10 protein-coding genes, 2 pseudogenes and 1 other annotated feature are annotated in these 11,631 nt (G+C 45.4%); of the genes and pseudogenes, 9 read left to right on the top strand and 3 right to left on the bottom strand.

Annotation, left to right across the window (positions count from 1 at the left end):
• Window positions 1–185 precede the first annotated feature (185 nt).
• Window positions 186–285: a sequence feature (Trp leader region), on the top strand.
• Window positions 286–323: 38 nt separating this feature from the next.
• From NXS07_RS06610 to NXS07_RS06645, 8 genes are all read left to right on the top strand, one after another.
• Window positions 324–1,883, top strand: a complete 1,560-nt coding sequence (locus NXS07_RS06610; RefSeq protein ID WP_038225124.1) for an anthranilate synthase component 1 — start codon at window positions 324–326, stop codon at window positions 1,881–1,883.
• A complete protein-coding gene (locus tag NXS07_RS06615; RefSeq protein ID WP_258086409.1) occupies window positions 1,883–2,461 on the top strand; it encodes a glutamine amidotransferase-related protein in 579 nt (192 codons plus the stop codon). The genes NXS07_RS06610 and NXS07_RS06615 overlap by 1 nt, the downstream gene beginning before the upstream one ends.
• A gap of 14 nt (window positions 2,462–2,475) precedes the next feature.
• A complete protein-coding gene (trpD, locus tag NXS07_RS06620; RefSeq protein WP_258086410.1) occupies window positions 2,476–3,474 on the top strand; it encodes an anthranilate phosphoribosyltransferase in 999 nt (332 codons plus the stop codon).
• Between the two features lie 2 nt (window positions 3,475–3,476).
• The gene (trpCF, locus tag NXS07_RS06625) at window positions 3,477–4,841 is read left to right on the top strand and encodes a bifunctional indole-3-glycerol-phosphate synthase TrpC/phosphoribosylanthranilate isomerase TrpF (protein ID WP_258086411.1); all 1,365 of its coding nucleotides are present in this window, start codon (window positions 3,477–3,479) and stop codon (window positions 4,839–4,841) included.
• 31 nt (window positions 4,842–4,872) lie between these two features.
• Window positions 4,873–6,063 carry a tryptophan synthase subunit beta gene (gene trpB / locus NXS07_RS06630; RefSeq protein ID WP_038214876.1) on the top strand — a complete coding sequence of 397 codons (1,191 nt, stop codon included), beginning with the start codon at window positions 4,873–4,875 and terminating at the stop codon, window positions 6,061–6,063.
• Entirely contained in the window at window positions 6,063–6,869 is an 807-nt protein-coding gene (trpA, locus tag NXS07_RS06635; protein WP_038214874.1) for a tryptophan synthase subunit alpha, read from the top strand. The genes trpB and trpA overlap by 1 nt, the downstream gene beginning before the upstream one ends.
• A gap of 217 nt (window positions 6,870–7,086) precedes the next feature.
• Complete coding sequence (locus NXS07_RS06640; RefSeq protein WP_038208541.1) at window positions 7,087–7,401, top strand: BON domain-containing protein; 315 nt, start codon at window positions 7,087–7,089, stop codon at window positions 7,399–7,401.
• 211 nt (window positions 7,402–7,612) lie between these two features.
• Complete coding sequence (locus NXS07_RS06645; protein ID WP_258086412.1) at window positions 7,613–8,788, top strand: dipeptidase; 1,176 nt, start codon at window positions 7,613–7,615, stop codon at window positions 8,786–8,788.
• A gap of 265 nt (window positions 8,789–9,053) precedes the next feature.
• Here NXS07_RS06645 and ompW read toward each other — a convergent pair whose 3' ends face one another.
• A complete protein-coding gene (gene ompW, locus NXS07_RS06650; RefSeq protein WP_038208538.1) occupies window positions 9,054–9,698 on the bottom strand; it encodes an outer membrane protein OmpW in 645 nt (214 codons plus the stop codon).
• Window positions 9,699–10,162: 464 nt separating this feature from the next.
• On the opposite strand from ompW, the gene NXS07_RS06655 reads away from it, so the two are divergent.
• Window positions 10,163–10,921: a YciC family protein gene (locus NXS07_RS06655; RefSeq protein WP_038188832.1), complete on the top strand. Its 759-nt coding sequence runs from the start codon at window positions 10,163–10,165 to the stop codon at window positions 10,919–10,921.
• A 248-nt stretch (window positions 10,922–11,169) separates the two neighbouring features.
• On the opposite strand, the pseudogene NXS07_RS06660 reads toward NXS07_RS06655, so the two are convergent.
• Window positions 11,170–11,319, bottom strand: a pseudogene (locus tag NXS07_RS06660) (carbonic anhydrase); the annotation flags it as partial.
• A gap of 96 nt (window positions 11,320–11,415) precedes the next feature.
• A pseudogene (locus tag NXS07_RS06665) lies at window positions 11,416–11,560 on the bottom strand (IS6 family transposase); the annotation flags it as partial.
• Window positions 11,561–11,631: the final 71 nt, after the last annotated feature.

Raw genomic sequence — 11,631 nt, forward strand, 5'->3', positions numbered from 1 at the left:
TTCAAATCACCGTTTTTCCAATTTACACCCTCCCCTTATTATATTTCTAAAGACATCAAAAAATCATTGACAAGCAAGCTTTGATCCAGTTAACTAGTACAAAGGTCAACAGGATGCTTTACTATTTATCCTTATTCCACTTAACAAACTAAGGCACAGAGAAAATGATCGTATTTATGCAGGCAATTCGCTGGTGGCGCAACTTCCCGTTCAGGGCGGTTGAATCACGCACATAAGTACAAATACGAAAGTGCCGCAACCCGCCCCAAAAGCGGGTTTTTTTATAACCAAAATTTGTGGCTAAAGGTAGCAACGGGGCAAGTATGATGAATAAAAATTTTAAGATTTCAATCAATCAAGTAGACACTGTTTACCAAACAGACCCAACTCTACTTTTCAATCAGCTTTGTGGTAATCGCCCAGCCACGTTATTACTGGAATCGGCTGAAATAAACAGCAAAAGGAATTTGAAAAGCCTGTTAATCATCGACAGTGCCATGAGAATTACAGCCAACGAACGACAAGTCACTTTTGAGGCCCTCACCGAAAATGGCCGGCAGCTACTGCCTATACTCACCGATTTACTCTCAGCAAAAGCCCGATTGCATGTTGGATTACATATTCTCCAGGCACAGTTTCCCGCAACTGGGCACAATCTGGATGAAGACAGCCGTTTAAAGGCCGATTCTATTTTCGATGCATTGCGGACACTAATGACATTATCCCCCTTTTCTGGAACTCCAGACGCAATTTTCGTGGGCGGACTGTTTGCTTACGATTTAGTTGCAGGATTTGAACCGCTTCCCAAGGTCAAAACTCATCAACGTTGCCCCGATTTCTGTTTTTATCTCGCAGAAACGCTATTAGTGATCGACCATCGAAATAAACACGCATTCTTGCAAACATCACTGTTTGGTGAATCAGATTCAGAAAAACAGCGTCTTCATGACCGCCTGACCGCATTAACTGCTGCCATTTCGAAACCCGGCCAACCACTTGAATCTGTGAAATTACCAGACATGACCATTGCCTGTAATCAAAGTGATGACCAATATGCAGACATCGTGCAGCAATTACAGCAATCCATCCGTCAAGGCGACATTTTTCAGGCAGTTCCGTCACGGCGTTTCACCTTACCCTGTCCTTCTCCACTCAATGCTTACCAAACTCTGAAACATCAAAACCCCAGTCCTTATATGTTCTTCATGCAGGATCAGGGCTTTTGTCTGTTTGGTGCTTCTCCAGAAAGTGCCCTTAAATATGATGCCAGCAGTCGTCAGATCGAAATCTACCCAATAGCCGGAACACGTCCTCGTGGACGCAATGCCAACGGCACACTGAATGCCGATCTAGATGGCCGGATTGAACTGGAAATGCGTACCGATGCCAAAGAGCTTTCTGAACACCTGATGCTGGTTGATTTGGCGCGCAACGATTTAGCACGCATTTGTGAACCGGGTAGCCGCTATGTGGCAGATTTAACCAAAGTTGATCGCTATTCGTTTGTCATGCATCTCGTTTCTCGTGTCGTAGGCACACTCCGCCACGATCTGGATGTCTTTCATGCTTATCAAGCGTGCATGAATATGGGTACATTGACAGGAGCCCCAAAAGTTCGGGCGATGCAACTCATTGCACAACATGAAGGTGAACGACGTGGCAGTTATGGGGGTGCCGTCGGTTATTTCACTGCCAAGGGGGATTTTGATATGTGCATTGTGATTCGCTCTGCCTATGTGGAAGACGGCACGGCCGCCGTTCAAGTAGGTGCTGGCATTGTTTTAGATTCCATTCCCGAGTCAGAAGTCGATGAAACGCACAGTAAAGCCAGAGCCGTTATTCGGGCGATTGCTCAGGCACACAAGGCGGAGGTGACATTCTGATGGCAAATATTCTTCTGCTCGATAACGTTGATTCGTTTACCTACAACCTTGTGGATCAACTGCGTGCCAGTGATCATCAGGTCGTTATCTACCGTAATACGGTATCAACAGAAACAATCATGACACAACTTAGTCAGATGGAATCACCGCTTCTGATATTATCACCCGGCCCGGGAAAGCCGGCAGATGCTGGCTGTATGCCCCAGTTGCTCAAACGTATCATTAGCCAAATTCCTGTGATTGGGATATGTCTTGGACACCAAGCGATTATTGAAGCTTATGGTGGAACAATCTCTGCCGCCAGAGAAATTCTGCACGGAAAGGCCACTCTGGCCACTCATGATGGGCAGGCCATGTTTTCCGGCTTAATCAACCCTCTGCCCGTTGCCCGTTATCATTCCCTTACGGGGATGAATATTCCCGACACGCTGGTGGTCTCGGCTTCTTGTGGTGATGCAGTGATGGCGGTACGTCATGACAGACACAAAGTCTGTGGGTTCCAGTTCCATCCTGAATCCATCCTGACCACACAGGGAGCTAAATTACTCGAACAAACTCTGGCATGGGTACAGGAATAATAAGGAATAGGAAAATGCAGTTAATTTTCGAAAAATTGTTCAGTGCCCAAACACTGACACAACAAGAAAGTCAGCAATTATTTACCGCGATTGTTTGTGGTGAACTGAGTGACGCTCAATTGGCGGCTGTACTGGTCAGCATGAAACTGCACGGCGAGCAGCCACAGGAAATTGCGGGTGCGGCGCAGGCATTAATGGCGAATGCCTCACCCTTTCCACGTCCTGATTACACCTTCTGCGATATCGTAGGTACAGGCGGAGATGGGACAAACAGCATCAATATTTCCACAACCAGCGCCTTTGTCGCGGCAGCCTGTGGCCTTAAAGTGGCAAAACATGGAAATCGCAGCACCTCCAGCCGTTCGGGATCATCCGATTTACTGACCGCGTTTGGCATCGCATTAGATGCCAGTGCCGAGGATTCACGCAGTGCGCTGGATGAGATCGGTGTTTGTTTTCTGTTCGCTCCACAATATCACAGTGGATTCCGCCATGTCGTACAGGTTCGCCAACAGTTGAAAGTTCGCACATTATTTAATGTACTCGGCCCATTGATCAACCCGGCACGCCCCCCGCGGACACTGATTGGCGTTTACAGCCCCGAACTGGTGGTTCCCATCGCCCATACATTAAAGGTTTTGGGCTATCAGCGTGCCGCAGTTGTACATAGTGGAGGAATGGATGAAGTTGCCTTACATGCCCCCACTCTCGTTGCAGAATTAAATCACGGGGAAATAATCCAGTATCAATTAACAGCAAAAGATTTTGGATTGCCTAACCATCCAATATCTTCACTGAAAGGGGGAACACCGGAAGAAAATTGCGATATGTTGAGCCTGTTATTACAAGGTCGTGGACAAAAAGCGCATGTTGATGCCGTGGCCGCCAATGTGGCTCTTTTGATGAAAATCCACGGACAAGAAAATCTACGGGAAAATACTCAACTGGCATTGAACACGATTTATAGCGGTCAAGCCTACGAAAAAGTGACCGCATTAGCGGCAAGGATTTAACAATGAAAAACAACATATTACAGAAGATTGTTGATGATAAGGTGGCATATCTGGTCGAACGCAAAGCAGAGCAGCCATTGGAAAGTTTTATTGATTCCATTGTACCGAGCCATCGTCAGTTTTATCAGGCACTGAGCCATAAGCAAACAGTTTTTATTCTGGAATGTAAAAAAGCGTCCCCTTCAAAAGGGTTAATTCGTACAGATTTCGATCCGGTTCGCATTGCTAAAACTTACCAACCTTACGCTGCCGCAATCTCTGTGCTGACAGATGAAAAATATTTCCAGGGCAACTATGATTTTCTCCGCATGGTTAGCTCTGCGGTACACCAGCCAGTTTTGTGTAAAGATTTCATCATTGATGCCTATCAGGTTTATCTGGCTCGTTATTATCAGGCCGATGCCATTTTGTTAATGCTTTCGGTGATTAATGATGAGACTTATCGTGAGCTGTCCGCACTGGCACACAGCCTTGATATGGGCGTATTGACGGAAGTCAGCACCGAAGATGAACGTCGCCGGGCAATTGTGCTAGGAGCAAAAGTCATCGGCATTAACAATCGAGATCTGCGTGATCTGTCCATAGATTTAGATCGCACTCGCAGGCTGGCAACTGATTTACCAGAAGGCACCATTATCATCAGCGAATCTGGCATCAACCAGCATCAACAGGTACGTGAATTAAGCCAATTTGCCCACGGTTTCCTGATAGGCAGTGCTTTAATGGCACAGCCGGATTTAGATCTCGCCTTACGTCGGTTGATTCTGGGTGACAATAAAATCTGTGGTCTTACCCGCCCACAAGATGCCAAAACTGCGTTACAAGCCGGGGCTGTTTATGGTGGCTTAATTTTCGCGGAAAAATCACCGCGTAAAATTAATCTGCAACACGCCCAGCAGATCATCAATGAAGCTCCTCTGCAATATGTTGGCGTATTTCAAAACCAATCATTAGATTTTGTCAGTGATATCGCCCGGCAACTTTCCTTGAATGCCGTTCAGTTGCATGGCAATGAGGACAAAAACTACATCAATGCACTTCGTCCTTTACTACCTGAATCTTGTGAGATTTGGAAAGCCATTGATATGTCAAAGGCTACAGAATTTTCCGAAATATCCAATATCGACCACTTATTGCTGGATAATGGAGCGGGGGGAACAGGAGAAACCTTTGACTGGCAATTAATCGATCAGCGTTTTCAGCGTAACAGTATGCTGGCCGGTGGGTTAAATGCTGAAAACTGCCAACAGGCAGCCGCGCTGGGATGTTATGGACTAGATTTTAATTCTGGTGTCGAAACAAGCGTTGGCATCAAAAGCAGTCAAAAAATCAAACTAATATTCCAACAATTACGCTGTTATCACTAACCTTACAAACAGAAAACGGACGATGCGAATAATGAGTAAACTGAATCCTTATTTTGGTGACTTTGGTGGGCAGTTTGTTCCCCAAATCTTGATCCCCGCACTTGATCAGTTAGAAGAAGTATTTATTGAGGCGCAAAACGATCCTGAATTTCAACAAGCCTTTCAGGATCTACTGAAAAACTACGCAGGCCGCCCTACCGCCTTAACGTTATGCCAGAACCTGACCAAAGGCACAAAAAGTCGTCTGTATTTGAAACGGGAAGATTTGCTCCACGGTGGCGCGCACAAGACCAATCAGGTATTAGGGCAGGCATTGCTGGCAAAGCGAATGGGTAAAAACGAAATCATTGCCGAGACTGGAGCCGGTCAGCATGGTGTGGCAACCGCACTAGCCTGTGCACTTCTGGGGCTAAAATGCCGTATTTACATGGGAGCCAAAGACATTGAACGCCAATCCCCCAATGTCTTTCGTATGCGTCTAATGGGCGCTGAAGTCATTCCTGTTCACAGTGGCGCCGCAACCCTGAAAGACGCCTGCAACGAGGCGATGCGTGACTGGTCTGGTAGCTATGACAAATCCCATTATTTGCTGGGAACCGCCGCCGGTCCCCATCCTTATCCAACGATAGTGCGTGAATTTCAACGAATGATCGGCGAGGAAGCCAAGGCACAGATTATGGAAAAAGAGGGGCGTTTACCCGATGCCGTTATCGCCTGTATTGGCGGCGGCTCGAATGCCATTGGCCTGTTCGCTGAATTCATTCCAGAAACTAATGTTCGCCTGATTGGTGTCGAACCGGCAGGACATGGTATCGAAACCGGAAAACATGGTGCGCCATTGAAACATGGCAAACTGGGGATTTACTTCGGCATGAAATCTCCGATCATGCAGACGGAAGACGGGCAAATTGAAGAATCTTACTCTATTTCCGCCGGGCTGGATTTTCCTTCTGTTGGCCCCCAACACGCTTACCTAAACAATATTGGACGTGCTGATTATGTTTCAGTCACTGACGATGAGGCAATTGACGCATTCAAGGCTCTGTCGCGCAACGAAGGCATTATTCCCGCGTTAGAGTCCTCACATGCACTTGCCCACGCCTTGAAAATGATCCATCAGGCTCCTGATAAAGAACAATTATTGATTGTTAATTTATCTGGCCGTGGCGACAAAGACATCTTTACCGTACACGATATTTTACAATCCAAGGGGGAAATCTGATGGAACGTTATGAGCAGCTATTTAAAAAACTAGAAAGCCAAAATCAGGGCGTTTTTGTTCCTTTTGTCACCTTGGGCGATCCTAATCCTGAGTTATCTCTGGAGATTATTGACGCACTTATCGCTGGCGGAGCGGATGCGCTGGAATTAGGCATTCCATTTTCCGATCCTCTCGCTGATGGCCCTACCATCCAAAACGCGAATTTACGGGCATTATCTGCCAATGTTACACCTGCATTGTGTTTTGAGCTGCTGTCTCAAATCCGAGCTAAATACCCTGATATCCCGATTGGATTGCTGATGTATGCAAATCTGGTTTTTCACAATGGGATCGACGAATTTTATCGCCGCTGTAAAAATGCCGGTGTTGATTCTGTTTTGATCGCTGACGTACCGTTATCAGAATCGCATGATTTCCGCTCAACTGCATTGAAATATGACATTGCTCCGATATTAATTTGCCCACCAAATGCAGATGATGATCTACTGCGTGAAATAGCAGTATGTGGGCGAGGTTACACTTATCTGCTGTCAAGAGCCGGGGTCACTGGAACTCAGAATCGAGCTGAACATCCACTAACGCACCTAGTTAATAAGCTCAAAGAGTATCATGCCGCTCCTGCACTACAAGGTTTTGGCATATCGGAGCCCGCACAAGTCACATCAGTACTCGATAGCGGCGCGGCTGGCGCTATTTCCGGCTCCGCCGTGGTAAAAATCATTGAAGATAATTTAAACCAGCCCCAAATTATGCTGGAAAAACTAGTGACGTTTGTCCGCACCATGAAAACCGCAACACAACGTTAATCTTCCCCCTTCCCCCATCAATAGATGATGGGGGAAGCTATTACCGCCAACCTATCACCATCCGGGAATAAATATTTCCCCTATCATTTGTAGGTTTTCCCGTTTTCAATAATACTTTCTGATTACGGCCATTACACAATGGCATGATACCTAAAGTAGAAACGAGAATAATGTTTCGATAAATAAGCATTGTTCTTGAGATCAACGGAGCATAATTATGAAACTATTAAAAGTAGTCTCTACGTTTTTTGTTGCTACTGTTATGGCGATGACGATCTCTGCATGTGCCCCAACAGCAACAACAGAAAGTACAGGGAATTACATTGACGATACCGTCATTACAGCCAAAGTAAAATCAGCATTACTTGAGGCCAAAAATCTAAAATCCAGAGAAATCAGTGTAGAAACTTTCAAAGGCCGTGTGCAGTTAAGTGGATTCGTTAGCTCTCCTGAAGACGTCACACGTGCAATACAAATCACTAAAGGAATTAAGGGTGTCAATACCGTGATTAATTCAATCAAGCTTCGATAATCCGTTAGAACCTATATCCACAGACGTAAAAATGGGGCAGATTGGGGTTATCGTCGTGAACAAGTGAGCGCATGTTGCTCAGCGCCTCGGGTTTACGCTACGACATGCGCGCACATCTACTCAGGCTCTTGCGATGTGTGCATGTCGTAGCGTAAACTCGGTGCGGTTCAGGCGGCAACTGTTGTTGGCTCAATAGGTCGAGAGGTGGGATATGACACGACGTGCAAAAATCATTCTGACGGGAGCGGGAGTAGGGGGAGTTATTTCTGCTTGTGCCATGATTTTCTTTTTCGTCCTGCCAAGGCTCATTGAGACACGGATGAATCGTGTGATCGGGGTTACTGATGTAGCGACACAAACCGCGGTTGACTTGCACAAGCGTCTGCAGATCGCCGACTTGCATGCCGATACGCTGCTCTGGGGCAGGGATCTTTTGGATCGATCGACGCGTGGGCAAGTCGACATACCGCGTTTAATAGACGGCAATGTGGCTGTGCAGGTCTTTGCTGTTGTTTCTAAGTCACCACGTGGGCTGAATATCGAGAAGAATAGCGCCGAAACTGACAATGTGACTTTGCTTGCCCTGGCACAACGTTGGCCTTGGCGAACTCTGTTCAGTTTAAAAGAACGGGCACTCTATCAAGCTGCGCGCCTACATGAGGCTGCCTCTCGTTCAAATGGGAAACTGGTGGTGATCAAAAGCCGCGCTGACTTGAAGGCCTTCCTTGAAAGACGCAGGAGTGATCCAAAGATCGTGGGTGCGCTGCTCGCTTCAGAAGGCGCACAGGTTCTCGAGGGCGACCCAGCCAACGTGGATGTACTTTTCGAGGCCGGCTACCGGATGATGGCACCTACTCATTTCTTCGATACAGAGTTGGGCGGATCTGCCCATGGTATTGAAAAAGATGGACTAACTGCTGCCGGTGCCGATATGGTGCGGCGAATGGAGGCAAGGAGTATGATCATTGATCTGGCCCACGCCTCGACCAAAACCATTGATGACATACTGGCAATCGCGACGCGACCCGTGGTCGTTTCCCATACTGGCGCCAAAGGTACTTGTGACAACATTCGTAATCTGTCCGATGACCAACTCAGGCGGATCGCTGCAAAGGGTGGATTGATCGGTATCGGTTTTTGGGACAAAGCAGTGTGCGATCCTACCCCCACCGGTATCGCTAAGGCACAAATCTATGCGGCTAATATCGCCGGCGATGATCATGTAGCCCTTGGATCTGACTTTGATGGTGCGGTTGAGATGCCCTTCGACGCTACTGGCCTCGTTAGTGTCACTGACGCTTTACTGAAAAATGGCGCGCAGCCAGAGAGGATTGCTAAACTGATGGGTGAGAATCAGATCCGTTTTCTATTGGAAAACCTTCCATAGCGAGACAATCAAGTGAGATAGCCTTGTCGTATCCTCGATCCGCAATGGCGATATCGCCAGAACGCCAATCGAAGCAAGCAGACTTTCCCCTTGAAGAGGTCGGTTCCGGTAGGGGGCGAAATAACACCTTAAGCTAAAGTGACGGAAAAATCTGGGATTCCGGCGTACAACCCCAGATTAGGCCCCATTGGTTCTCTCTTATATCAAACACGTACGGAACTTACTTACTCTATTACCATCTAACAAAGTATTATATATCAAACTGTTAGAATTTATAACCGACACCAAACATAAACACCCATGGATCAAGGCGAGTTTTATATTTTTGTTCTGCATCACCCGCTTTAAATCTCACATCAGTTTCGATATTCATCCACCACAATGAGGTATTCAGTACCCAGTTTTTATCCAACTGATAATCTAAACCAACCTGACCAGCAACACCCCAGGAATCTTTCAGATCCAGACTATTTAATTTCGCGGCTTCAACAGTTGCATTATTGTCATTAAATTTTTCGCTAAAGAATGTGGTGTAATTTACACCAATCCCCACATAAGGACGTAAGTTATTTTCTTTGGAGCCAAAATAATATTGCGCCATTAGGGTTGGGGGTAAATGCCTAACTTTAGCCACATCACCAGCTTTCGGTAAATTGACACGATGCTGGAAAGGTGTAGCGGCTAATAATTCAACACCAATGTTATCGGTGATCATATAACCAAAAGTCAAACCCAGCTGCGTATTATTATTTACACCGAAAGATCCCTGACCTAACACATTATCAGATCCAGCATTCGGTCTTACCGTTGCTGTACCTGCGCGGAACAGGAAGTCACCTGCTTCATGAGCAAAGGTCAATGACGGAGCTAACGCAGCCGTAGCCAATACAAGCGAAAAAATTTTTTTCATTATCCATCCCATTTATGTGGTTTTAAATCAGCCAAAAATATACCTGTTTGTTTACCTTTATGATCCAAGACAGATCACATCCTTTAAATATTTTTGTCAAAATAAAGTATTGATGAATTTATTATTTCATCTACCAAATATTTCAAATTGATCTAAATCAAAATTAATTGGATATTAATCTTATGACTATTCGGCGTTATATCTTTATATGATTTTTTGACCAACAATAATAATTAAGAGTACAAGCATTAGGTTGATAAAAAATATCACTTCTATTCCAATTAATTAACATAACATTAATATATCTATCATTTGATTAAAAATTATCCATCACCTCCCCTGCTCTCTTCTATCTCTTAATGTTCCTCAACCGTTACCTGCTTTAATCTTTTAGGTATCCAATAATCCCCCGGACAAGGTACAATTGAGTATCATTGTTGTTTTATCTGGTAGGAGCCACTTTCATGCCCATCACGGCAAATATCCTGTATCGTGACAGCTTCAATTTTTTTAAGAACCAGCTGTTAAATATTTTCATACTCTCTGTCTTGGCCGCGTTGGTGGCAGCACTGCTTGAACATCTTCTGATGCCTGATGGTGAACAACTCAAACTGCTGGTTGAGATACAAAACGCCTTTAAAGAGTCAGGCAATACAGGAGTCAAAAATTTTGTGGCGCAATTAACGCCAGAAGAACAATTAATGTTCTTACGCACAGCATTCGGTATTCTATTTTCCAACATATTCGGCAGTACATTGCTGACCGCCAATGTGTTGTTACTTATCAATGCCATTTCTAACGGGCACCAAACCAATGCGCTTCATGCCAGCAAATCATCAATAGGATCGCTGCCTAAAATGTTTTTGCTGATGTTTATCTGTACCCTGTTGATTCAATTAGGTTACGCGTTGATGTTCATTCCCGGCATACTACTTTCTATTGCATTTGCATTTGCCCCTGTTTTTCTGCTTGAAAAAGGAAGAGGTGTTTTCTCATCCATGCAGGAAAGCTGGAAATTGGCGTTTGCCAATCTGCGCCTGTTAGCCCCGGCCATACTGCTATGGTTTGCAATAAAGCTAATTATCGCTCTTGGTTTCGCTAGAATGCCCGATATCGTACTGTCAATACTAAATAACCTGCTATCTTCCATACTGCTGATTTACCTATTCCGCTTATATATGCTGACTAAATCGCAGAATAAATCTGCAAACGGCATGCAATAAAACAAATCACCTCGCCCTACCGAGCCTGTCACAAAAGCTCGATGTTTCTTTCTAAAAGAGGGAAAGTAAACCCCATCACATTTTTTATTGCCTGTTATTTACACTAATAATAGGCAATAAATCACCCATAATATCAGGCAACCACCTAATGCAGAAAATACCGGTTCTACCCTTGTCATTTTCAGAAGACGATTGCACAACTTCACTGGGTTGAACTGCTCGTATGCAACGGACTTTTGAGCGAGTTATGTCAGCAGTTCCGGGATCATACGACTGTCTGAGCAGGAGATAACCAACGTCCGCGGACTTTGCTGTGTGGCCAGGCTTCTGAACAGCGCGACGCACTCAGGAAAAGCGTCACGCTGAAATTTCAGAAAACCGTCAATAACTTCTTTTATAGTGAATCCCCTGTCTCGCTGTGGGATGCGATAAAGATTACGGGTTCTGTCGCATTAAATGAATCAGCTTGAGCGATAATGAGGTATGTTTGTTTTTTATACTGCCAAACGATAAAATTGTTCAGCCGCGGATAATCGTTCACCCTCTTCTTGCCGATACTGGCCTTTTCGAAGCATAGCAACGAGTTCGATCCCCCACCAGTCACGTTTGTGACCGGCGGAACGATTTAAATCTTAGTACTACAGCCGTAATTGCTCTGTAAGCCGATGATTTCCCCGGCGGCGACAGTGACATTGTTGTGCCCGGTATTG

Source organism: Xenorhabdus bovienii (genome assembly GCF_024721015.1).
GTDB lineage: Bacteria > Pseudomonadota > Gammaproteobacteria > Enterobacterales > Enterobacteriaceae > Xenorhabdus > Xenorhabdus bovienii.